The organism is Neisseria sp. 20925_1_37 (assembly GCF_041433255.1).
In the GTDB taxonomy this organism is placed as follows: domain Bacteria; phylum Pseudomonadota; class Gammaproteobacteria; order Burkholderiales; family Neisseriaceae; genus Neisseria; species Neisseria flavescens_D.
Genome location: NZ_JAPWBC010000001.1, coordinates 261,954 through 283,189 on the forward strand (window position 1 = coordinate 261,954; position 21,236 = coordinate 283,189).

At 49.7% G+C, this 21,236-nt stretch carries 22 protein-coding genes, 1 tRNA gene and 1 pseudogene; 11 read left to right on the forward strand and 13 right to left on the reverse strand.

The features are described from left to right. Positions 1 to 42: 42 nt before the first annotated feature. The 4 genes from O3661_RS01250 to gap all read right to left on the reverse strand — a co-directional run bounded on the left by O3661_RS01250 (position 43) and on the right by gap (position 6,104). Positions 43 to 495, reverse strand: a complete 453-nt coding sequence (locus O3661_RS01250) for a DUF1775 domain-containing protein (RefSeq protein ID WP_371492038.1) — start codon at positions 493 to 495, stop codon at positions 43 to 45. A 301-nt stretch (positions 496 to 796) separates the two neighbouring features. Next, on the reverse strand, positions 797 to 2,392 hold the full coding sequence (locus O3661_RS01255) for a serine/threonine-protein kinase (protein ID WP_371492039.1): 1,596 nt from the start codon (positions 2,390 to 2,392) through the stop codon (positions 797 to 799). 375 nt (positions 2,393 to 2,767) lie between these two features. Beyond that, positions 2,768 to 4,975, reverse strand: a complete 2,208-nt coding sequence (gene uvrD, locus O3661_RS01260; RefSeq protein WP_371492040.1) for a DNA helicase II — start codon at positions 4,973 to 4,975, stop codon at positions 2,768 to 2,770. A gap of 100 nt (positions 4,976 to 5,075) precedes the next feature. Continuing rightward, entirely contained in the window at positions 5,076 to 6,104 is a 1,029-nt protein-coding gene (gap, locus tag O3661_RS01265; RefSeq protein WP_003684617.1) for a type I glyceraldehyde-3-phosphate dehydrogenase, read from the reverse strand. 776 nt (positions 6,105 to 6,880) lie between these two features. On the opposite strand from gap, the gene O3661_RS01270 reads away from it, so the two are divergent. The 3 genes from O3661_RS01270 (at position 6,881) to O3661_RS01280 (ending at position 9,279) form a co-directional block, all read left to right on the forward strand. Further along, a complete protein-coding gene (locus O3661_RS01270) occupies positions 6,881 to 8,416 on the forward strand; it encodes a sodium-dependent transporter (RefSeq protein ID WP_128582648.1) in 1,536 nt (511 codons plus the stop codon). Beyond that, positions 8,416 to 8,508, forward strand: a complete 93-nt coding sequence (locus O3661_RS01275; protein ID WP_036472778.1) for a methionine/alanine import family NSS transporter small subunit — start codon at positions 8,416 to 8,418, stop codon at positions 8,506 to 8,508. Before O3661_RS01270 ends, O3661_RS01275 begins: the two co-directional genes overlap by 1 nt. A 309-nt stretch (positions 8,509 to 8,817) precedes the next feature. Then, positions 8,818 to 9,279 carry a hypothetical protein gene (locus O3661_RS01280; RefSeq protein WP_371492041.1) on the forward strand — a complete coding sequence of 154 codons (462 nt, stop codon included), beginning with the start codon at positions 8,818 to 8,820 and terminating at the stop codon, positions 9,277 to 9,279. Positions 9,280 to 9,359: 80 nt separating this feature from the next. On the opposite strand, the gene O3661_RS01285 is transcribed toward O3661_RS01280, so the two are convergent. Together O3661_RS01285 and O3661_RS01290 are read right to left on the reverse strand one after the other, a co-directional pair. Next, on the reverse strand, positions 9,360 to 10,055 hold the full coding sequence (locus O3661_RS01285; protein ID WP_003748143.1) for an LrgB family protein: 696 nt from the start codon (positions 10,053 to 10,055) through the stop codon (positions 9,360 to 9,362). 15 nt (positions 10,056 to 10,070) lie between these two features. Further along, on the reverse strand, positions 10,071 to 10,544 hold the full coding sequence (locus O3661_RS01290) for a CidA/LrgA family protein (RefSeq protein WP_003748145.1): 474 nt from the start codon (positions 10,542 to 10,544) through the stop codon (positions 10,071 to 10,073). 14 nt (positions 10,545 to 10,558) lie between these two features. Here O3661_RS01290 and O3661_RS01295 point away from each other — a divergent pair, with 14 nt between their 5' ends. Both O3661_RS01295 and mgtE read left to right on the forward strand, forming a co-directional pair. After that, a complete protein-coding gene (locus O3661_RS01295) occupies positions 10,559 to 11,452 on the forward strand; it encodes a LysR family transcriptional regulator (protein ID WP_003748147.1) in 894 nt (297 codons plus the stop codon). A gap of 242 nt (positions 11,453 to 11,694) precedes the next feature. Beyond that, entirely contained in the window at positions 11,695 to 13,167 is a 1,473-nt protein-coding gene (gene mgtE, locus O3661_RS01300) for a magnesium transporter (RefSeq protein WP_371492042.1), read from the forward strand. A gap of 149 nt (positions 13,168 to 13,316) precedes the next feature. Here mgtE and O3661_RS01305 read toward each other — a convergent pair whose 3' ends face one another. Continuing rightward, positions 13,317 to 13,583, reverse strand: coding sequence for a SemiSWEET family transporter (locus O3661_RS01305; RefSeq protein ID WP_004518970.1), 267 nt, complete (start codon positions 13,581 to 13,583; stop codon positions 13,317 to 13,319). Between the two features lie 218 nt (positions 13,584 to 13,801). On the opposite strand from O3661_RS01305, the pseudogene O3661_RS01310 reads away from it, so the two are divergent. Further along, positions 13,802 to 14,332: pseudogene (locus O3661_RS01310) on the forward strand (IS1595 family transposase); the annotation flags it as partial. Between the two features lie 20 nt (positions 14,333 to 14,352). Here O3661_RS01310 and O3661_RS01315 read toward each other — a convergent pair. After that, entirely contained in the window at positions 14,353 to 14,736 is a 384-nt protein-coding gene (locus O3661_RS01315; RefSeq protein WP_004518967.1) for a hypothetical protein, read from the reverse strand. 207 nt (positions 14,737 to 14,943) lie between these two features. Between O3661_RS01315 and thiE the strand changes: the two genes are divergently transcribed. The 4 genes from thiE to O3661_RS01335 are packed head-to-tail and all read left to right on the forward strand — an operon-like array spanning position 14,944 to position 16,993. Beyond that, positions 14,944 to 15,561, forward strand: a complete 618-nt coding sequence (gene thiE / locus O3661_RS01320; protein ID WP_049329750.1) for a thiamine phosphate synthase — start codon at positions 14,944 to 14,946, stop codon at positions 15,559 to 15,561. A 42-nt stretch (positions 15,562 to 15,603) separates the two neighbouring features. Further along, positions 15,604 to 15,798: a sulfur carrier protein ThiS gene (gene thiS, locus O3661_RS01325; RefSeq protein WP_049351218.1), complete on the forward strand. Its 195-nt coding sequence runs from the start codon at positions 15,604 to 15,606 to the stop codon at positions 15,796 to 15,798. 58 nt (positions 15,799 to 15,856) lie between these two features. Beyond that, positions 15,857 to 16,150: a YciI family protein gene (locus O3661_RS01330; protein WP_049332239.1), complete on the forward strand. Its 294-nt coding sequence runs from the start codon at positions 15,857 to 15,859 to the stop codon at positions 16,148 to 16,150. A 54-nt stretch (positions 16,151 to 16,204) separates the two neighbouring features. Further along, entirely contained in the window at positions 16,205 to 16,993 is a 789-nt protein-coding gene (locus tag O3661_RS01335) for a thiazole synthase (RefSeq protein ID WP_371492043.1), read from the forward strand. A 70-nt stretch (positions 16,994 to 17,063) separates the two neighbouring features. Here the strand turns inward: O3661_RS01335 and O3661_RS01340 are convergent, their stop codons facing one another. The 5 genes from O3661_RS01340 to O3661_RS01360 all read right to left on the reverse strand — a co-directional run bounded on the left by O3661_RS01340 (position 17,064) and on the right by O3661_RS01360 (position 20,425). Continuing rightward, a complete protein-coding gene (locus O3661_RS01340) occupies positions 17,064 to 17,831 on the reverse strand; it encodes a uracil-DNA glycosylase family protein (protein ID WP_371492044.1) in 768 nt (255 codons plus the stop codon). Then, complete coding sequence (gene rimI, locus O3661_RS01345) at positions 17,825 to 18,268, reverse strand: ribosomal protein S18-alanine N-acetyltransferase (RefSeq protein WP_371492045.1); 444 nt, start codon at positions 18,266 to 18,268, stop codon at positions 17,825 to 17,827. Before rimI ends, O3661_RS01340 begins: the two co-directional genes overlap by 7 nt. Further along, positions 18,265 to 18,939, reverse strand: a complete 675-nt coding sequence (gene tsaB, locus O3661_RS01350; protein WP_371492046.1) for a tRNA (adenosine(37)-N6)-threonylcarbamoyltransferase complex dimerization subunit type 1 TsaB — start codon at positions 18,937 to 18,939, stop codon at positions 18,265 to 18,267. Before tsaB ends, rimI begins: the two co-directional genes overlap by 4 nt. A gap of 547 nt (positions 18,940 to 19,486) precedes the next feature. Further along, the gene (locus O3661_RS01355; RefSeq protein ID WP_371492047.1) at positions 19,487 to 20,161 is read right to left on the reverse strand and encodes a glutathione S-transferase family protein; all 675 of its coding nucleotides are present in this window, start codon (positions 20,159 to 20,161) and stop codon (positions 19,487 to 19,489) included. A gap of 188 nt (positions 20,162 to 20,349) precedes the next feature. After that, positions 20,350 to 20,425: transfer RNA gene (locus O3661_RS01360), tRNA-Phe, on the reverse strand. A gap of 204 nt (positions 20,426 to 20,629) precedes the next feature. Here O3661_RS01360 and O3661_RS01365 point away from each other — a divergent pair. Then, positions 20,630 to 21,190, forward strand: coding sequence for a hypothetical protein (locus O3661_RS01365; protein WP_371492064.1), 561 nt, complete (start codon positions 20,630 to 20,632; stop codon positions 21,188 to 21,190). The last annotated feature ends 46 nt before the right edge of the window (positions 21,191 to 21,236 follow it).

Here is a 21,236-nt window from a genome sequence, read left to right on the forward strand (position 1 = left end):
TTTAGCTTAACCTGCAAAAATCAGGCTGGTGTACGCAGCCGATTAACGAAGGTGGATGGTCGGTTGATAGCCTTTTGCTTCTTCCGAACCGTCGAAAGGCACGACCACGCCATCTTCGTAGGTGATGTATGCTTTGTATTTAACGGAAACATCGCCTTTAGGATTGAGTGCAATAAAAGGAAACGCAGTAAATTCGCCCGCTTCCATACGGCCTTTGTAAGTAATGCTGACGATATTGCCCTCAGCATTTTTCTCGGTCGTATAAGTCCAACCCGGCATAGGATGGACGAACAACAATTTAACGCCTTCAGCAACAACCATTTTCACTTTAGTCACCGCTTTGCCGCGATTGGTAGGCACATTCAGGCGGAAATGGTCTGATTTTCCTGCAATACTGTCCACACCGTTGGCGTAATTGCGAATAGTCACGTGTGCCTGAGCATCCATCATAAACGCGGACAAGGCTAAAGCTGAAAACAATAGTTTCATTTTCATTAGGGAATCTCCGTTGTAAGAATAAATAAAAATCTCACCGTTGAAGGCTTGCCGGAATCCTAGCAGAGAATATTCATTAAAGGGGTATATGTTTATTTTTATTACACGGCAAATGGGACGGAAAAAGGTCGTCTGAAAGACAGATTTAGGCTTTCAGACGACCTTTCGGGTAGATTGGGTTGGAAACCCAACATCGCAGAAGATACAACAGCTTGTGTTGGGTCTCAAGCCAACCTACACTTACTGAAAAAACGATTTAGGTTTTTAAACGATCCTTATTCAAAAATAAAAACTTATAAATTTATAAACTCCCTTTAATTGCCCAACCATAATCACTGCGAGTTTTTTCCTCAAATGAATCAACCAATTCTTCAGTTAAACCATCATTTTCAATAACAGCTTTTATGAAATCACTTGCTATTGTATACGGATGTATTTTGTTTATTGGAGTTTCAATAGGAGCTACCATAAATCCATATTTAGTTAAAATTCTTTCCAATTCATAATGATTTTCTTTCGTTAACTCTATGGATGCTCCTGTACTATCGCGATAATATCCGTTGTCGGCTTCTCTAGGATCAATACACTTACCTTCAAAAAAATAGGCACGATCTTTATAATGCCCAGGCTCACTTCTTTGAATAGGATTACCATGAATATCCAAATATTCAAATTTGGGAATTGGGGCTGTTTGTATAATGAAAAAGTTTTTATACGGAGTATTTCCTCTATAAACATGTATCTTATCAATTTTACACTCTACTCCAAAACCATCTTTAAAATTCCCCATTATCCATAAATCATCTTTTTTATTCCAATTTTCGGCATAATTATCGCCCCCATCTTGATTCATACACCAAAAATTTTCTCTTGTATTAATTCTATTGAAATTAGTTAAAAATTCTTCAATTAATTGTGGATTCTCTAAAGTTTCTATTCTTCGTATAGTAGTACATGTTTTTCTGATAATCTCGTCTAAATCATAGATAGCATCCCAAACTCTCTTTTCAAGATTTTGCTCTCGTAACAGTTTTTCTCTATTACTATTTAAATTTATAATTTTTTCATTGATTTCATCGATAGATTGGAATCTATCCTCCTGCCTACTGGCTAAACATTTATCAATGATTGCATCAAAAAATGGATGATTAGGTAAAGCCTTCGTTCTTCTACTACCTTCATGTGTATCCCCTGTTATTAACCATTGCATGATTTGACCTAATGCAAAAATATCACTAGCGAAAGTTGCTTCTCCTCCAGGGACTGATTGTTCAGGAGCACTAAATTTATAATTAGCTAACCTTTCCCCACCTCTTGTCTCAGACAATCTATCGTATAATTCAGGATCAAAATGAGCAATTCCAAAATCCCCTATAACTAAATCTTCAATTTTATTTTCCTTTATATTGATATAAATATTTTCAGGCTTCAAATCCCTATGTATTATTGAGTTACTATGTAAGTGATGAATGCCTTTACAAAGCAATTTAAATATCAATTCAATATTCTTAATTTTCTCTTGTTTATCTTCAATATCAGATAAAACACTTTCCTTAAATTTTTTTAGGGAGCAATCAAATTTTTTAGAAATAATGATATAGTAAAAATCATCATTTATTTTTACCTTATCAAAATGATACTGATGCAAGATGTTTTCATGAGACGGACATTGAGCAAACGTAAAATACTCATCTATAAACCTTTTTAATTTTCGCGCATCCCCATTAACAGTGAAGAATTTAATAGCATATTTTTTTCCATTTCTTTCAAATAAGAAAACTGTAGAATTCCCTCCATTACCTAGTTGTTCACTTAAAAAAGAAAATTCTCCAATATCAGTCTGTAGAGGAGATTCTTTTAATTGTTGATACAAAGATGGTTTGTTTGATGTAGTCATAATACATTTCCCAAAGAGTATTTTTTGATTAAGAATTAATTATCTAATATAAAAGATATACTTTTTCATGATTAATTTCTCTTACAATTATACCTATCCGTCTTAATGAAAAGAAATAATATTTAGCATGATTATCCTATAAGGTTAATTATGCCAATTTTTCACTACTTTCATTTCTACAAAAATAAGAATGACGGCAGCGGTTTCGGCAAAGCTCGTTGCCCCCGTTTTCAGACGACTATTTGCCTCATCGGTGTACATCGTAGCGTGGGCTTTGCCCAAGATAATGATTTAAAGAGGTCGTCTGAAATTTTGAGTTTGATTCGTGGGCAAAGCCCAGGCTACGAGTTTCAGACGACCTATGCCATCTCCCTTTTACATCTCTTCCAATTTTGCAAACTTGGTATCCAGCTCTTTTACGCCCTGTTTGCCGAAGTTGATGGTCAGTCGGGCGGATTCGCCTTTGTCCACGGCATCGATAATGACGCCGGTGCCGAATTTAGCATGGCGGACGTTTTGTCCGATGCGGAAGCCTGCGTAGGTTTGCGGCTGTTTGAAGTCGTCTATGATTTTGTCCCGTTGTACGGTGGTTTGGCGCGTATTGCTGTAGCTGTCGTAGGCGGGTTTTTTTACGGACAGGTAGTGCAATACTTCGGGCGGGATTTCTTCGACGAAGCGGGAGACGATGCCGAATTGGGTTTGTCCGTGCAGCATGCGTTGTTGCGCCATGGTGATGTAGAGGCGTTTGCGGGCGCGGGTGATGGCGACGTACATGAGGCGGCGTTCTTCTTCGAGGCCGCCACGTTCGGCAAGGCTCATTTCGCTGGGGAAGCGGCCTTCTTCCATGCCGGTGAGGAAGACGGCGTTAAATTCCAAGCCTTTGGAGGCGTGGACGGTCATGAGTTGGACGGCTTTTTCGCCTGCGCCTGCTTGGTTTTCGCCGGATTCGAGGGCGGCGTTGCTGAGAAAGGCGAGGATGGGGAAGGCGGGGTCGTCTGAAATGTTTTCGGGCAGGGTTTCAAAGTTGCTGTCTTCGGGTTTGAACTCGATGGCGGCGTTGACGAGTTCGTCTAAGTTGTCGAGGCGGTCTTGGTTGTCGCCTTTTTGGGTGCGGTAGTGTTCGGTCAGGCCGCTGTCTTTGAGGATGCCGACGATGATTTCGGACAGGGGTATTTGTCCGACTTGGTTGCGCAGGGCTTCAATCAGGCGGACGAAGGCGGCGATTTTAGTGGCTTTTGCGCCGGCATTGCAGGCTGCCTGCCAGAGGGTGATGCCTTGTTCGTTTGAGGCCGTCTGAAGGTTTTCGATGGTGCGTGCGCCGATGCCGCGCGGTGGGAAGTTAATCACGCGCAAGAGGGCGTTGTCGTCGTCGGGATTAACGGCGAGGCGTAGATAGGCAAGGGCGTGTTTGATTTCTTGGCGTTCGTAAAAGCGCAGGCCGCCGTAGATTTTGTAGGGGATGCCGTTGCGGAACAGGCTTTGTTCGATGACGCGGGATTGGGCGTTGCTGCGGTAGAGGACGGCGATTTCTTCCAAATCCCAGCCTTCGCGTTCGAGGGCTTTGGTTTCATCCACGATGAATTGGGCTTCTTCGAGGTCGGTAAAGGCGGAGTAGTAGCGGATTTTGTCGCCTGCTTCGGCGTCGGTGCGCAGGTTTTTGCCGAGGCGTTCGTCGTTGTTTTCGATGACGGCGTTGGCGGCGGCGAGGATGTTGCCGACAGAGCGGTAGTTTTGTTCGAGTTTGACGGGCGCGTCGATGTGGAATTCTTTCATCAGCGCGGTCATGTTGCCGACGTTTGCGCCGCGGAAACGGTAGATACTTTGGTCGTCGTCGCCGACGGCAAAGACGGCGGCATTGTTACCGGCAATCAGTTTCAGCCATGCGTATTGCAGCTTGTTGGTGTCTTGGAACTCGTCGACCAGAATATGGTTGAAGCGGTTTTGGTAGTGTTGGCGCAGGATTTCGTTGTTTTGCAGCATTTCGTAGCTGCGGAGCATGAGTTCGGCAAAATCGACCACGCCTTCGCGTTGGCAGATTTTGTCGTATTCGGCGTAGCACTCAATCATGCGGCGGGTGTGCGGATCGGGCGCGCTCAAGACGGAAGCGCGCAAGCCGGATTCTTTTTGCACGTTGATAAAGCCTTGCAGCGAACGCGGCGCGATGATTTCTTCGGCGATATTGAGGCTTTTGAGCAGGCGTTTGATCAGGGAAAGCTGGTCGCCGCTGTCGAGGATTTGGAAGGAGGAGGGCAGGCCTGCGTCGCGGTGGTGCAGGCGCAAAAAGCGGTGGCACAAGCCATGGAACGTGCCGAGCCACATGGCGCGGACGTTGACGGGAATCATCGCGCCCAAACGGGTCTGCATTTCTTTGGCGGCTTTGTTGGTAAACGTTACCGCCATAATGCTGTGCACGCTGGCTTGCCCGCTTTGCAAAAGCCATGCGATACGCGTGGTCAGTACGCGCGTTTTGCCGCTGCCTGCGCCTGCCAAAACGAGGGCGGATTGCGGCGGCCAGGTTACGGCGGAGAGTTGTTCGGGGTTTAAGCCTTGCAGGAGGTTGGGGGCGGATTCGTTGGAAAACATGAAGAGGCCGTCTGAAAATAAATGGGAATGCGATATTTTAAAGGAAATACAAAAGGCCGTCTGAAAAGATATTTCAGACGGCCTTTGTGTTGGAAGCCGATTAGAACGGACGTACTTCCAAACCGAACATACGGCGCGCGGTGTTCAGCATTTGGCAGCTGAAGCCCCACTCGTTGTCGTACCATGCGAACACTTTAACCATTTTGCCTGCGGTAACTTTGGTCAGCGTAGAGTCAAATGTGCTGGCTTGGGTAGTGTGGTTGAAGTCCATGGAAACCAGCGGCAGGGTATTGTAGGCCAATACGCCTTTCAGACGGCCTTCTTCGGAAGCGGCTTTCATCAGCGCGTTGATTTCTTCGGCAGAAGTGTCGCGGCCTGCTTGGAAGCTCAGGTCAACCAGGGAAACGTTGACGGTCGGTACGCGGATGGCGAGGCCGTCGAGCTTGCCTTTCAGGTCCGGCAATACCAAACCGACGGCTTTTGCAGCACCGGTTTTGGTCGGAATCATGTTTTCCACGCCGCTACGCGCACGGCGCAGGTCTTTGTGGCGTACGTCGGTGACGGTTTGGTCGTTGGTCAGCGCGTGGATGGTGGTCATCACGCCGTTTACGATACCAATGTTTTCGTTCAACACTTTGGCAACAGGCGCCAGGCAGTTGGTGGTACAAGACGCGTTGGAGATAACGGTCATGTCGTCGGTAATCACGTCGTCGTTTACGCCGTAAACTACGGTTGCGTCAACGTCATCGCCGCCGGGAGCGGAAATCAGCACTTTTTTCGCGCCGCTTTCCAAGTGGATTTTGGCTTTCTCTTTGCTGGTAAACGCGCCGGTACATTCCATTACCAGGTCAACGCCCAATTCGCCCCATGGCAATTCGGCTGGGTTGCGGGTAGAGAAGTAAGGGATTTTTTTACCGTCGATGATGAGGTGTTTCTCATCGTGGGAAACTTCAGAGTTGAAGCGGCCGTGAACAGTGTCGAATTTGGTCAGGTGAGCATTGGTCTCGATGCTGCCGCTGGCGTTGATGGCAACGATATCGAGTTGGTCTTGCAGTTTGTAGTCAAAAATAGCGCGCACTACTTGGCGGCCGATGCGGCCGTAACCGTTGATGGCAACTTTGATACCCATGGCTTTTCCTCTTCTTTTGGGTTTGGGTTGTGGATTGAATGGCGGCAATTATAGCAAAAATGTAGTGGTGTGTAATTAATGTTTTATTGAAATTTTTTGGTTTGATTATTTTTGATTGTAGATGATTAGAGTAGAAATGCAGGTTTAAATTTAATGTTATTTAATATTTTCTGAAATTTTATTTTTATTAATTCCATTTTTTGGTGTTTTATGTCTGTTTTAAATCATGGTAATGAAGAAAACGGGAAAAGGCGGATTGTTTTTGTTTATATTAAACGGAATTTTGGGACGGTTTCTTGATTACAACATGCAACAGTGAAATTTTTAGACGGCCCGGATTGGACGGAAGGAAAACAGGCCGTCTGAAACATTTTGATGACGGTGGATTTGAATGCGTTGGGTTGCCGCTTTTCCTTACGGGATAAGGGAAAGGCGGTTTGCGGCGAGGGCGGTTGTCAGTGGGAAGTGGAGGGAAAAACGGGGCTTGGGTGTTGCGTTTGGCTTGTATATAAAGAAGTGTATGAAGATTTTAGTCGTAGTGCATGAAGATTTTCCTTGCGATTTTAATGCAATACTGACTTGCCAACAGTGTTAAATTTTTTTACGATAAGGTCAGATTATGTTTGCATGGCCATAAGCGGTGCATTCTTTAAATACCGGATATTATCCTTGTCCGAATATCTATTTTAACCGGCCGGTTTGTCCGACCTGATTTCTAAATATATACGCGCAAGGCCGGAAGGCCTTGACGACACTCGATTTTTAAGAGGTTCATTGTGTCAAATTCTCAATCCAGCGAACGCGCGACGTTTAGCAGTCGCCGTGCCTTTATGTTTGCCGCCATCGGCTCGGCCGTGGGCTTAGGCAACATTTGGCGTTTCCCTTACATCGCTTTCGACAACGGCGGCGGTGCTTTCGTCCTCCCTTACTTGGTTGCGCTGTTGACGGCAGGTATTCCGCTGTTGCTGCTCGACTACGCCATCGGCCACCGTTACCGCGGCTCGCCACCTTTGGCTTTCCGCCGCCTCGGCCGTTGGTTTGAGCCGGTGGGTTGGTGGAACTTCCTGACCAACGTCATCATCTGTATCTACTACGCCGTGATTGTCGGCTGGGCAGCAAGCTATGCCTACTATTCTTTGACTTCGGCATGGGGTGCGGATCCGCAGGCATTCTTCTTCAAAGACTTCCTGCAAATGGCCGATGCCAAAGACTTGGGCTTGGATTTTGTCGGTAAAGTTGCCGGTCCGCTGATTGCCGTGTGGGTGTTTACGCTGGCGATTATGGCTTTGGGCGTACAAAAAGGCGTAGCCGGTGCGTCCACATTCTTCATGCCTTTGTTGGTAGTGATGTTTGTCATCATGGTGGGCATCGCCCTGACCCTGCCGGGTGCGGCAAAAGGTTTGGACGCTTTGTTTACGCCTGACTGGAGCCGCTTGGCGGATCCGAAAGTCTGGGTAGCCGCATATGGCCAGATCTTCTTCTCGCTCTCCATCTGCTTCGGCATCATGATTACTTATTCTTCTTACCTGAAGAAAAAAACCGACTTGGGCGGCACAGGCTTGGTTGTCGGCTTTGCCAACAGCAGCTTCGAGTTGCTCGCCGGTATCGGCGTATTCGCAGCATTGGGCTTTATGGCTCAAGCCGCAGGCAAAGAAGTCAGCGAAGTGGCATCCAACGGTATCGGTTTGGCGTTTATCGCGTTCCCGACCATCATCAACCAAGCGCCGATGGGCGCGTTGATCGGCGTGTTGTTCTTCGGCTCGCTGGTGTTTGCCGGTGTGACTTCCATGATTTCCATCGTTGAAGTGATTGTGGCCGCAATTCAAGACAAAATGAACATCGGCCGTGTCAGCGCAACGCTGATTGCTGGCGTTCCCATGGCGATTATTTCTACCTTGCTGTTCGGTACGACCACCGGCCTGCCTGTGTTGGACGTATTGGACAAATTCATCAATACTTATGGCATTGTGGCTTCCGGTTTTGTTTACGTTTTGGCAATTGTCTTGTTGAACAAGCTGCCGGAACTGCGTAACCACTTGAACGCGCTGTCTTCCATCCGTGTCGGCAAAGTGTGGACCGCCAGCGTGGTGGTTACCGTCGCTATGCTCGGCTATATGCTTTATCAGGATACTGCCGGCCTCTTAAAAGAGAATTACAGCGGTTATCCCGACAGCTTCCTCAATATCTTCGGCTGGGGCATGGTGGGCGCAATCCTCGTATTGTCGGTCTTGCTGTCATTCTTGCCGTGGAAACACGGTCAGGGCTTCAACGTCAAAGACGAACATGAACACGAACGTGAAGGAGACGAATAATGAGTACTTCAGCCATTATTATGATGCTTGTCGCATTGATCGTCATTTGGGGCGGATTCATTGTCTCCGTCCTGCGCCTGCCTAAAGAATAAGGCTTGAGCAAATGAAAGGGCCGTCTGAAAGTCATTTTTCAGACGGCCTTTTTGCCACATGGCAAGGGGACGGAAGAGGGGAAATCATCTTGGTGGACGGCACGGGCAAGATTTTTAATTATGGATGACCGGGTATGATGTATAAATTATATCTATTTGTTTTAAAAAGATTTAAATCCAATTATCGTGTTAATAAACCGTTGTTCTCTTCAATCTTTGTCCGCTGTTTTCTTTTTTCTAGAATAGAGTCCGCAATGCCTTTTATGAGGCATTAGGTACAGTATCCGTTTATTTGTTAAGGAGAATTTCATGGCTAAAGTACATCAACCAAGTAAAGAAAGTGATTCTGAAGATTTTGTTATCCGCCTCGATCCGCGCGAATGGGACGGTACTTTTTCAGGAGAAGGCAAAGGTCCTAATGATGGCTATGACGATGACCATACCATCCGCCTTGATCCGCGCGAGTGGGACGGTACTTTTTCAGGAGAAGGCAAAGGGCCTAATGACGGCTATGACGATGATCATATCATTCGCCTTGATCCGCGTGAGTGGGAAGGTTTCGAGCCTGCGCAGCCGGCCGCGAAGCCGATATTGGAATCCAAAGCTTTCGATGGCGATGAACTTTTGAGCCGTGCGTTTGGTGAGGCTGATCCTCTTGATTCTTCTGCCGGTCTTTCCTCAGACAATGCGACCTATTCAAGCAATGGTACAGGTTCATCTGCGTTGGATACCATTCATGATTTAGCAGAGGCTTCTATTTTCAAACTGTAATTGTTCCATAATATAAAAGGCCGTCTGGAACCGATATGTGTTTCAGACGGCCTTTTTGTGTATGGTCATCAGGACGAAGCCTAACTCATCATCCAAATTACCAAATGCACCATGGTCGGGCCAAACAATACCATAAACAGTCCGGCCAAAATCATGGTCAGGCTGGCCATTACGCCTTCGGTTTCGTGGCGTTGTCCGGCACGCGATGTGCCGAAGCCGTGGGCGGCATTGCCGAATGCTACGCCGTTGGCGGTGTGGAAACGGATGCGGGTGAAGGCTAAAAACAGGTCGCCGAATATCATGCCGACAAAGCCGGTGATGATGGTGAACAGGGAAACGAGCGAGGCGGAGCCGTGGATTTCGCTGGCGAGGACGACGGCAAACGGCGTGGAGATGGAACGCGCCATCAGGCTGTTGGTTACTTCGTTGTTGAAGTGGAACATATGGCTCATGAGGAATGCGCTGACTACGCCGACAAACATGCCCACCATAATGGCGATGGAGAGGATGGGCAGCTGGCGGCGGATGACTTCGCGGTTTTCATAAATGGGGACGGCAAAGGCAACGGTAACCGGAGTGAGCAGGAAGACGATGCCTTGGGTATATTTGTGGTAGGTGTCGTAATTGACGCCGAATGCCAGCAGCAGGAGGATGGTGCTGACGGAGACGGTAACGACGGGAGAGAAAATCATTAAGGGTTTTTTGCGGTGGATTTTTTTGGCAACGACATAGGCAAAGCAAGTCCAGATGAAGCAGGCGAGGGCGGTGTAGTCCATTTTTATTCTCTATTTTTAGGAGTGGAGTTTTTTGTAGAGGCGGCGTTTCCAGCGGTAGCAGAAATCGAGGGTCAGGGCGGTGCTGATCATCACGAGCGCGGTGCCGACGGCGATGGTCAAAATCAGCTGCCAACCTTCGGACATCAGCAGGTCTTGATATTGCAAGACGGAAACCATAATAGGGATGAAGAAAAAGACGAGTTCGCCCAATGCCCATTTTGCGCCGCGGTCAACCATGCCCGGGCGGATGATGCCGAGCCCCAAAAGGGCGAGCATGAGGAACAAGCCCAATACGCCTGAAGAAATAGGCAGATGCGTGAAGCGGACGATAAGGTCGGAGACGCCCCATACTGCGCCGATGATGGCAAGCTGCAAGGCCGTCTGAAAAAATCTGGTGAGGGAATCCATGATATGGGTGTGTGTTGAATGAAAGGCTTGATTATAGAAACCTGGTTTCTGCATAATATGAATTATTAAACGAATAATCATGCCTTAGAGGAATAATGGACTTCAAAAGCCTGTATTGTTTTGCCGAACTCATCCGCCTGCAAAGTTTTTCGGCCACGGCTTCCGCGTTGAATTTGACGCAGCCGACGGTCAGCAAAATCATTCAGGCTTTGGAAGAAGAATTAGGCGTGCCGCTTTTGTGCAAAGAAAACGGACGCAAAAAGCGGCAGGTGCAGCCGACCGCAATCGGCGAAGAAGTCTATCGCCACGCGTTAAACCTTTTACACGAACGCGATTTGCTGCTGGCCCGCATTGACGATTACCGCCATGTCAAAAGCGGGACGCTGCGTTTGGGCTTGGCTTTGTTTGGCAGCGATTTGCTCAGTCATGCGCTGTTTGATTTCCACCAAAAATGGCCGGACATCGAATTGTCGTTTTTGGAACAAGGCTCGCTCGCCATCGAGCAATCATTGCGCAACAACGAACTCGATGCCGGACAGCTGCTCGCGCCGGTTCACGAAGACTTCGACAGCATCACGTTGTGTGACTATCCGCTGGTGGTCTTGATGCCGAAAAATCGGGCGAGACACGATGCGCTGACGCTCAAAAGCCTGCAACACGAGCCCTTCATCCTTTTTGGTGCAGGCTTTTCCCTCAACGAAACCATTCAGACGGCCTGCCGCAATCAAGGTTTTACGCCCAACGTTGTCTGCCGTACCGGACAATGGAATTTGGTCGCCGACATGGTGGCGCACAATATGGGCATTGCCTTGTTACCCGAATACTATGCCCGAAAAATCAATCCCGATGTCTTTGCCGCCATTCCTTTGGTCGAACCCGAAATCCGCTGGCAGCTCACCATGGCATGGAAGAAACACCAACGCCCGACGCCGGCCTTAAGGGCTTGGTTGGACGTAGTCAGGGAAGCGTTCGGCAGGCGAAACAAATAAAATTAAATCATCAGGCCGTCTGAAAAAAGGGATCGATATCACCCGATTTCAGACGGCCTTCCTCGTTAAAAATGGTAAAACGGCCTAAAAAAGAGTAGAATATGTACCGTTTACAACTCTGCGCCTCTCAGCAGGCTCGAATTATGGACCTTCCCAGTTCGCCTTTGAACTTCCCATCAGACACACAACAACAATAATCATCCCGCCGAAATGCCTCCCCGCGTCCGGCGGGCGGAGCATTTATGAGCATCGAACAAACCCCTCCGAATCTTGACAATACCCCCGACAATGATGTGGTAGAAGACCGCATTTCTGACGATCGCATCTCTGACGATATCGACCGCATCCACGCCTTATGCGAAATCCTCGAGCCATCCTTTGAACAAATCGAAGCAGGCGTGCCGATTGAAGACGAAAGCCTGCGCGACAAGTTTACTGAGCTGACCGTCCTCTTGGCCGAGTTGCACCCTGCCGACGTGGCCGCCGTCTTGGAATCCCTGCCGCCGCGCGAGCGTAACATCGTTTGGCTTTTGGTCGCCCCTGAAGACGACGGCGAAGTCTTGCTGGAAGTATCCGACGCCGTACGCGAAACGCTGATCGAGTCCATGGACAAAGACGAGCTGTTGGCCGCCGTCGATGATTTGGATGCAGACGAATTGGCAGAACTGGCAGACGACTTGCCGCACCAAGTGGTGTACGAAGCGCTGCAAACACGTGATGAAGAAGAGCGCGAGCAGGTCAAAGCGGCGATGTCTTACGAAGACAACCAAGTCGGCGCGATTATGGACTTTGAATTGGTCAGCATCCGCGCCGATGTGGCGTGTGAAGTCGTATTGCGCTACTTGCGCCGTTTCGACAGCCTGCCCGACCATACCGACAAGATTTTCGTGGTTGATGAAAACGACGTGTTGCAAGGCGTGCTGCCCATCCGCAAACTCTTGGTCGCCGACCCCGAAGACATGGTGGCGGACGTGATGGCCACCGATGTCGTGCGCTTCCGTCCCGAAGACGACGTGGAAGAAGCAGCGCAGGCGTTTGAACGTTATGACTTGGTAACCGCGCCGGTTGTCGATGAAAACAAAAAGCTGATCGGCAGGATCACCATTGACGAAATGGTGGACGTGATCCGTGAAGAATCCGAAGCCGACATGTTTAACATGGCCGGTTTGCAAGAAGAAGAGGACTTGTTCGCCCCGATTTTAGACTCGGTGAAAAACCGCTGGATGTGGCTTGCCATCAACCTGTGTACCGCCTTTATCGCCAGCCGCGTGATTGGCGCATTTGAAGGCAGTATCGAGAAAATCGTCGCACTGGCTGCGCTGATGCCCATCGTCGCCGGCATCGGCGGCAACTCCGGCAACCAAACCATCACCATGATCGTCCGCGCCATGGCAATGGGACAAATGACCAGCACACAGGCAGGCCGCCTGCTGAAAAAAGAAGTCGGCGTCGCCCTCGTCAACGGCATTATTTGGGGCACCGTGATGGGTGTGATTTCATGGCTGCTCTACGGCAACATCGGCATCGGTTTGGTCATGGTGGCCGCGATGACCTTGAACCTTTTGCTGGCCGCGACCGTCGGCGTCCTCATTCCCGTCATGATGGACAAAGCCGGACGCGACCCGGCATTGGGCAGCTCGGTGCTGATTACCGCGGTTACCGACTCCGGCGGCTTCCTGATTTTCTTGGGATTAGCAACCATGTTCCTGTTGTAATAGGAAAAAAAAGACGTGTTCGATACGTCCTTTTCAAACCGTTTAAAAGGCCGTCTGAAATTTCAATTTTCAGACGGCCTTTGCTGTTTTTTAAAGCTTTACATCATGAGGGCGTTTAGTTTTGGGGCTGACGTAGATTAGCCCCTTGTTTAAAGCGAAGTCAGAAAAGTCAGAAATCCCAATATCACGCCGACTGCGTTGGGTATAATCAGAATCCAGTCTTTCCGGGGTTCTTTGCTCCAACCGTACAAAACCCAAATCAGACAGGATACTGCTGCAAACAGGGGTTGCCACGGCTGCGCCTTTGCCCCTTGCATATTGGCGATAATTTGGGGGATATAGGCGACAAATACGAAAATACCTATTGCCGCTCCTATGCTGCCGACAACGGTATTGAATTTTGCTTTGCTTATCATGCTGGTAAGTCTCCTTTTAATATGAAAATCGAGGCGGTAGATAATATGGGCAGGCTGACTCAGCCGAGGGAACAGCCGCAGCCGCAATGATGTTCGTGGCCTTGGCCATGTTCGTCCGAATCTTCGGCAAGCAGGGCTTCGTAGTCGCCGCTTTCAATCAGGCTGACCAGTTCTGCCGGACTTTCCGCGCCTTCTACCTAGTCGCAGGATAAATAACTCTATTCTACCGCAAAATCCGCACGGTTATCAACTATCATTTGGCCTTGGCTGCCGATGAGGTTTTCGAGGGCTCTGTCGAGCTGGACGAAAGCTATTTCGGCGGACAGCGTAAAGGCAGACGTGGTCGAGGTGCGGCAGGAAAAGTGGTTGTCTTCGGCATTCTGAAACGCAACGGACGGGTCTATACCGTTGTGGTGGATAATGCCAAGTCTGAAACGTTATTCCCTGTCATCAAAAAGAAAATCATGCCGGACAGCATTGTTTACACGGATAGCCTGAGCAGCTATGATAAGTTGGACGTGAGCGGTTTTATCCATTACCGCATCAACCATTCCAAGGAATTTGTCGACCGTCAGAACCACATTAACGGCATTGAGAATTTTTGGAATCAGGCAAAACGTTTCTTGCGAAAATACAACGGAATCGATCGCAAATCTTTCCCGCTGTTCTTGAAAGAATGCGAATTTCGATTTAACTTCGGCACACCGTCTCAACAGCTTAAAATCCTGCGAGATTGGTGTGGAATTTAGGGCTAATCTACGTCAGCCCCTTAGTTTTTGATGACGTTTACGGCGTAATGGGCAGTAGTGTTACGGCGGGCTTGGGCGCGCATCATATAGACCTGCACTTTATATTTGCCCGATTGGGTAGCGATACCGTCAAATTTATCGCCTTGTGCCGAACCGTTAAATACGGCTTCATCGTCTTTGGGTGCCCATACGTTGAAATAGGCGTTAGGGCTGCCGGTTTTACTGATGCGCAGGCGGTCGCCCTTGCGTACGGAGAACAAATGCTCGGCGGTTTGATAGCCGGTGATTTTGCCGGAAAAACGCTGCTTGGTTTGTTTGTGTGCCGAAGCTGGTTTTGAAGCTTCCGCTTTAGGCGTGGCGGCATTTGAATAAGTGGTAAACAGTAAGGGAAGGGCGGCTAACAAGAGAAATTTTTTTCATGGGTTGGGTCTCCGAATGTGGGGCGCCAATATGGCACTCATTTTGATAACCCATCAGTATGTTCATATTTTTATAAAGCCAAAGCCGAATAGGGCAATATTCATTTTTTCAATCAGGCCGTCTGAAAACAAATATTATTCAGACGGCCTTTTCTGATAATATAACAACGAATTATTCCTTTCGGAGCCGTTATGACCTTCCCGCCACTCAAATCTCCCCTGAAATTTTACGCCGTTGTTCCCACTGCTGACTGGGTCGAGCGCATGGTCAAAGCAGGTGCCGACACGGTGCAACTGCGCTGTAAAATCCTGCATGGCGACGAGTTGAAACGCGAAATCGAACGTTGCGTCGTAGCCTGTCAAAACAGTGCAACCCAGCTTTTCATCAACGACCACTGGCGCGAAGCGATTGCCGCAGGTGCATACGGCGTGCATCTCGGGCAGGAAGACATGGACACTGCCGACCTAGCCGCGATTGAAGCTGCCGGTTTGCGCTTGGGCTTGAGTACGCACTCTGTTGCCGAACTCGATCGCGCCTTGTCCGTACAACCTAGCTACGTCGCCAGCGGTGCGATTTTCCCGACCACGACCAAGCAAATGCCGACCGCCCCGCAAGGTTTGGACAAACTGCGCGAATACGTCAGACAGGCACGCGGCACGCCCGTCGTCGCCATCGGCGGCATCGATTTGAACAACGCCGAAGATGTGCTTGCCACCGGCGTTTCCTCACTTGCCGTCGTCCGCGCCGTGACCGAAGCGGAAAATCCCGAAGCGGTGGTTAAAGCGTTTCAGGCTTTGTGGGATGAATAAGGCCGTCTGAAAATAAGAAGTCTGACAAGAGGAGCAAACATCATGAAGATTATATTGAACAATGAAACCATCACATTAAACGGCACAACCGTTGCCGACCTTATCGCCCAAACTTCGCCGCCAAAACCGTTTGCCGTTGCCGTCAATACCCAGTTTGTCGCCAAAGGCACGTATGCGGAAACGGTTTTGAACGAAAACGATAAAGTGGACATTGTGCGCCCGGTAGTCGGCGGATAAGCGGTTTTACTGCGCGTATAGCTGCGCTATTGGTTTAATGCTGAGAAAAGGAAAAGAGATGTTTATCGTATCGTTGGAATATATGAAAGAATTGGCTGCGGTTGAAACCTACCTGGCCGAGCATATCGCGTATCTCGAACGGTATTATCAAGCAGGTGTATTTGTGATGTCTGGACGCAAACAGCCGCGGACAGGCGGCGTTATCCTGATGAAAGCATCAGGCAGGGAACAGGTGGAAAAGTTAATTGCAGAAGACCCGTTTCACCGAGAAGGCGTAGCGAAATACACGATTACCGAGTTTATTCCGACTAAGGTCGCCGAAGGACTTGAAAACTATTTGGAAACTATCTGAACCGATTTTTTAGAAGGCTATTGCCTCAAAAATAATATTACAAAGGAATCCATCATGTTTACCCTATACGGAGAAACTTTCCCTTCACGGCTGCTGCTCGGTACGGCTGCTTATCCGACGCCGGAAATCCTCAAGCAGTCTGTCCAAATCGCGCAACCGGCGATGATTACCGTTTCGTTGCGCCGCGCGGGAAGCGGCGGCGAGGCGCACGGGCAAGGGTTTTGGTCGTTGTTGGAAGAAATGGGCGTACCTGTGTTGCCCAATACCGCAGGCTGTCAAAGTGTTCAGGAAGCCGTGACCACTGCGCAAATGGCACGCGAAGTGTTTGATACTGATTGGATCAAGCTCGAACTTATCGGCGATGATGACACGTTGCAGCCCGATGTGTTTCAGCTTGTTGAAGCGGCGGAAATCCTGATTAAAGATGGCTTCAAGGTGCTGCCTTATTGCACTGAAGATTTGATTGCCTGCCGCCGACTGCTTGACGCAGGCTGTCAGGCGGTGATGCCGTGGGCGGCGCCGATTGGCACGGGTTTGGGCGCGGTTCATGCTTATGCGTTGAAAGTCCTGCGCGAACGTCTGCCCGACACGCCGTTGATTATTGATGCCGGTTTGGGTTTGCCTTCGCAGGCGGCACAAGTGATGGAATGGGGTTTTGACGGCGTGTTGCTGAACACTGCCGTTTCCCGTAGCGGCGATCCGGTCAATATGGCACGCGCTTTTGCGCTTGCGGTCGAGTCGGGCCGTCTGGCTTATGAGGCGGAACCTGTGGAGGCGCGTGAGAAAGCGCGCGCCAGCACGCCGACGGTGGGTCAGCCTTTCTGGCATTCGGCGGAATATTGAAAAATATTAGGGCGTGTCGAACACGCCCTTTTTGTTGGTGAAAAACCTGATGTCAGGTTGAACAGAATGTTCAGACGGCCTTGGCCAAAAGCTGTTTCAATGGCTTTAAGATTTGCCATGCCTGCGCTTTGAGTTGCGGCTGCATCAGCAGGCGGGCGGGATGGGGGATGACGAAATGCGGCCGCTCTGCGCACAATTCATTCATCAGCCCGATCATGTCTGGGCTATCAAAGATTTTGCCGAGGAACAAGACTGCGCGCGCTTGCGAAGCGGTCAGCTCGTTTTGCATTTCGGCAAGCTCGGAACGGATGTGTTCGGCATCGGGCAGGGCGGTAAATACAGGCGCGGTTTTGACCCACGCGGTTTTGTGCGCCTGCTCGGGTTTGAGGCCGATGGCGGCGAGGATGTTGTCGAGAAGCGTGCCGACGTCGCCGCTAAACAGCGTACCGTGCAGGCTGTCTTCGGTGGACGGACAAATGCTGACCACCATGATTTCAGACGGCCTGATGGTTACGTCAAGACGGGGCAGATTGTCTGAATGCGCGGCTTTTTCTGTTTTTGCCGGTGTTTCGGCGATGGCTTTGGGTGCCGCTTCGGGAGCGCGGACAGCAGGTTTGGCCGTTTGCGCAATGGCAATGGCGGCCGTGCGCGCCTGATGGGCACCTGCGGATAAAGTGCGCACGGCTTGCGCGGTATCGGCAGCAATGGTTTTGGGGCGGACGGGCGCGGCTGATGGTGCGGCTTGAGGCGCGGCATGGATGATTTTGGCGTTTTGGTTCAGCCACATCGGGCCCAAGCCCAAGGCTTCGTGCAGGTGCAGGTAGCGGCTGCTTAACATGATTTCTCCATCAATACGGCATCTTCGCTGCCACCGTCGGGCAGGGCGTAGTAGTTTTTGCGGCGGCCGCAGGTTTGGAAGCCGTGTTTGCGGTAGAGCTGTTGCGCGGTTTCATTGCTTGCGCGGACTTCGAGCAGCAATCGGGTTGCGCCTTGCTGTTGCACTGCGTTTTGCCAGTGTTGTAGCAGGGCGGACGCAATGCCTTGGCGGCGGTATTCGGGCGCGACGGCAATCAGGTGTAGCTCGGATTCGTCAAATACGGTTTGCCACACGATAAAGCCGGTAATTTGGTGGTCGGTCTGGCTGAGCCAAACGCTGTCGGGATGGTGTTGAACCGCCGACTCAAACTGTTGCGCCGTCCACGACGAGGGATTGCCTTGTGCGTCGATGGCGGCAAGGGCGGGGCAGTCGGCAAGTACGGCTGGGCGCAGGTTCACGGTTTGGCCTTTTGTTGGGCTTGCTCTTGCGCGGTCAGGGCAATTTTGTTGCGGACGTAGAGTAGCTCGGCGTGCGCCGCGTCAGTAGCAAGATAGCGGCCGCTGCGGGCAAGTTTGAGATAGTCGGCGGCGGTCGGTATATCGGCTTGACCGTCAAAAGGCGGTTTGTCGGCGAGGGCAAAGGCATTGCCGATACCGCCGGTAGGCGTTTTGCCTTCGGGCGCGGCAATGGCGGAGGCTTTGCAAACTGTGTAATCGCTCAAGCGGACGTGGTTTTGCGTATCAAACCATGCGTAGAACACTTCGCCCATACGCGCATCGGTGGCCGCCAGTACGCAGCTTGATGGCGGCAGCAATGAAGCGGCGGCATCGAGGCAGGGAATACCGATCATGGGCGTGTCAAACGGTGTGGCCAAACCTTGTGCAACCGCCGCGCCGATACGCAGGCCGGTAAATGCGCCGGGGCCTTGTGCATAAACGATGTAGCCCAAATCGGCGGCCGTGATGCCCGCTTCTTTGAAGAGAAGCTCGATTTGCGGCAGGATTTGTTCGGATTGCTTGGTGCCGACGTTTTCGTGAAACAGGCGGACTTCGCCTTGATGTTCCAATGCGATGGACAGAAAGGATGTGCTGGTGTCGATGGCAAGAGTTGGGCGGTTGTCGGTTGGCATGGTGTTTGTCCGTGTTATGTTCGGGCGCTATGGTGGTAGTGGAAAAAAGGTCGTCTGAAATATTATATTTTCAGACGACCTTTTTCTTATTTTAAAGATTTTTTGGTCAGTAGAATACCCAATCCGACTGTATGTGCGTAGTTAAATATGGCTGCTATAAAGAGTTTATCCATATTGTTATCCTCCTTTCTACTCGATATTGGAGTTGCTAATAAGCTATTTTCGATAAATTTCCCCATGATGATGGATACTGAAAATAATAAAACGAAGCTTAATCCTTCTTCTGTATAAATCAGATTTATTTTACTAACCTCAATGTTGCCTATTGACCAAAAAACCCTTAAAAATTCTTGGTATTATAGCAGAAATTGCACCATAATACAAATGGTTTTTAAGTTTGAGTGAGAAAGTTTAATAAGCTGTGTAAGTAGCAAAGAGGAACAAAGCACTCGGGCGGCGCGTTGGTAAAAACGCCGTTTGCCGCAAAGCTATTCGATAAGTGAACCAAGGTTTCAGGCCGTCTGAAAACGTTTCAGACGGCCTTGTTTTATTTGTCGAGTTTCAATAAAGGCGAACCTGCTTTTTCAACGGCGCGGCGGTAGGCTTCATGCGTTTCGATGCGCTGCAAATAGGCGCGGATATTGGGGTAATCGGCAAAATCGAAGCGGTCGGCTGCGGCTTGCAGCGGATAGCTCATCATGATGTCGGCACCGCTGAGGCTGTTGCCGACCAACCATTCGCGGTTTTCCAACTCGCTGTCGATGTGGGAAAGATGCAGCGCGGCTTGCGGATGGATAAAGCTGCTTTTGACGCTGCCGCTGATTTTGCGGGCAATCGGTTTGACGAAAAACGGCATGGGCGCGCTTTCAATCCGGCGGAACACCAGTCCGAGCAGCAATAACGGCATCAGCGAACCTTCGGCATAATGCAGCCAGCGTTGATATTGCCAGTATTCGCGGCTGCCGCGTTCGGGCATCAGATGGCCGTTGCCGTAGGTTTGAATCAGGTAGTCGGTAATCGCGCCGCTTTCCGCCAAAATAAAGCCATCATCATCCAACAAGGGCGATTTGCCCAAGGGATGGATGGTTTTGAGTTCGTCAGGGGCGAGCAAAGTGTCGGGATGACGGCGGTAGGTTTGCAGGCGGTAGGGCGTACCGAGGATTTCAAGCAGCCAAACAATGCGCAGGGCGCGGGATTGGTCGAGAGAATGCAGGGTAATCATGAGGGGCTTTAAATATCGGTTTGTTTGAGGCTGTCTATGCTGATTTGGCAGGCATCGGCGTATTTGCAAGAATAATGTGATGGAGTGGGGAAATTATAGATACCAACAACAGATGGATAGAATATTTTGGTGTATGGTTAGTTTTGAATAAATTTTAGACAAAAAAATAACCGCTTCAAGGCGGTTGGTGGTGGCCAGAGGCGGAATCGAACCGCCGACACACGGATTTTCAATCCGTTGCTCTACCAACTGAGCTATCTGGCCTTCGCGTGTTTCGTTGCGAGATGTGAATTAAACCAAATTTCGTTGCCTTGTGCAAGCGTTTGTAGGCTTTATTTTTGATGCGGTAAATTAAGATTTTGTTTTGTATTGAATTATTTTTCGTTTTAATTGGTGGTTTTTAGGTTTGCCGGTTTGATTTTCAGACGGCCTAAGATACAATCGGCTTTTTTGCTTTGGATTTATGCCATGCTGTATGTGTTTGTTCGTGATATGTGGGATGTTTTGCGTTTGCGCTATCGTTCGCCGGAGACGTATTTGTATTCGCCTTTGGTGATGGCGGCGGTGTTGCTGCTGTTGGGTGTGGTGAACGCGGCCAGTATGTCGCCTTTGTTTGGCAGTGGCGCGGCGGCGGTGTGCCTGTCGGTGATTTTGGTGATTGTGAAATGGTTGGTGTTGAGCCGCTCGATGCGCAAGGTGCTGCATTATTACGGTGCGCCCCGGCTGCCTTTGTGGGGCTTTATTTTGGTGTCTGAGGCGTTGCTGCTGCCGCTGTTGCTGGTGTTGTATGTGCCGGCGTTGGCTGTGTTTGCGCTGTTGTGGCAGGCTTGGGTGTTTGTAGTGCAGGTACGCGGTTTGATGTGGATGGGGAATGCGACGGTAGGCCGTGTTTTGGTGGGCTATGTGTTGTATGGTATCGGGGTGCTGTGTGTGGGTACGGTGATTCTGATGTTGTTTATTGCCGCCGGTTGGTTGGACATGGAAACGTTGAATCAAAACCTGCAGGCGTTGATGTCTGCCCGTCAATAATTAATGGAAATTGGAAGGCCGTCTGAACATTTCAGACGGCCTTTGT

Coding starts and splice junctions, on each gene's coding strand:
- O3661_RS01355 (WP_371492047.1), bottom strand. CDS start 20,161: ATGATTACCCTGCATTCTCTCGACCAATCCCGCGCCCTGCGCATTGTT.
- tsaB (WP_371492046.1), bottom strand. CDS start 18,939: ATGCCAACCGACAACCGCCCAACTCTTGCCATCGACACCAGCACATCC.
- uvrD (WP_371492040.1), bottom strand. CDS start 4,975: ATGTTTTCCAACGAATCCGCCCCCAACCTCCTGCAAGGCTTAAACCCC.
- O3661_RS01285 (WP_003748143.1), bottom strand. CDS start 10,055: ATGGACTACACCGCCCTCGCCTGCTTCATCTGGACTTGCTTTGCCTAT.
- O3661_RS01335 (WP_371492043.1), top strand. CDS start 16,205: ATGTTTACCCTATACGGAGAAACTTTCCCTTCACGGCTGCTGCTCGGT.
- O3661_RS01330 (WP_049332239.1), top strand. CDS start 15,857: ATGTTTATCGTATCGTTGGAATATATGAAAGAATTGGCTGCGGTTGAA.
- O3661_RS01290 (WP_003748145.1), bottom strand. CDS start 10,544: ATGATTATTCGTTTAATAATTCATATTATGCAGAAACCAGGTTTCTAT.
- O3661_RS01295 (WP_003748147.1), top strand. CDS start 10,559: ATGGACTTCAAAAGCCTGTATTGTTTTGCCGAACTCATCCGCCTGCAA.
- O3661_RS01305 (WP_004518970.1), bottom strand. CDS start 13,583: ATGATAAGCAAAGCAAAATTCAATACCGTTGTCGGCAGCATAGGAGCG.
- mgtE (WP_371492042.1), top strand. CDS start 11,695: ATGAGCATCGAACAAACCCCTCCGAATCTTGACAATACCCCCGACAAT.
- O3661_RS01365 (WP_371492064.1), top strand. CDS start 20,630: ATGCTGTATGTGTTTGTTCGTGATATGTGGGATGTTTTGCGTTTGCGC.
- O3661_RS01250 (WP_371492038.1), bottom strand. CDS start 495: ATGAAAATGAAACTATTGTTTTCAGCTTTAGCCTTGTCCGCGTTTATG.
- thiE (WP_049329750.1), top strand. CDS start 14,944: ATGACCTTCCCGCCACTCAAATCTCCCCTGAAATTTTACGCCGTTGTT.
- O3661_RS01275 (WP_036472778.1), top strand. CDS start 8,416: ATGAGTACTTCAGCCATTATTATGATGCTTGTCGCATTGATCGTCATT.
- O3661_RS01255 (WP_371492039.1), bottom strand. CDS start 2,392: ATGACTACATCAAACAAACCATCTTTGTATCAACAATTAAAAGAATCT.
- gap (WP_003684617.1), bottom strand. CDS start 6,104: ATGGGTATCAAAGTTGCCATCAACGGTTACGGCCGCATCGGCCGCCAA.
- thiS (WP_049351218.1), top strand. CDS start 15,604: ATGAAGATTATATTGAACAATGAAACCATCACATTAAACGGCACAACC.
- O3661_RS01280 (WP_371492041.1), top strand. CDS start 8,818: ATGGCTAAAGTACATCAACCAAGTAAAGAAAGTGATTCTGAAGATTTT.
- O3661_RS01340 (WP_371492044.1), bottom strand. CDS start 17,831: ATGTTAAGCAGCCGCTACCTGCACCTGCACGAAGCCTTGGGCTTGGGC.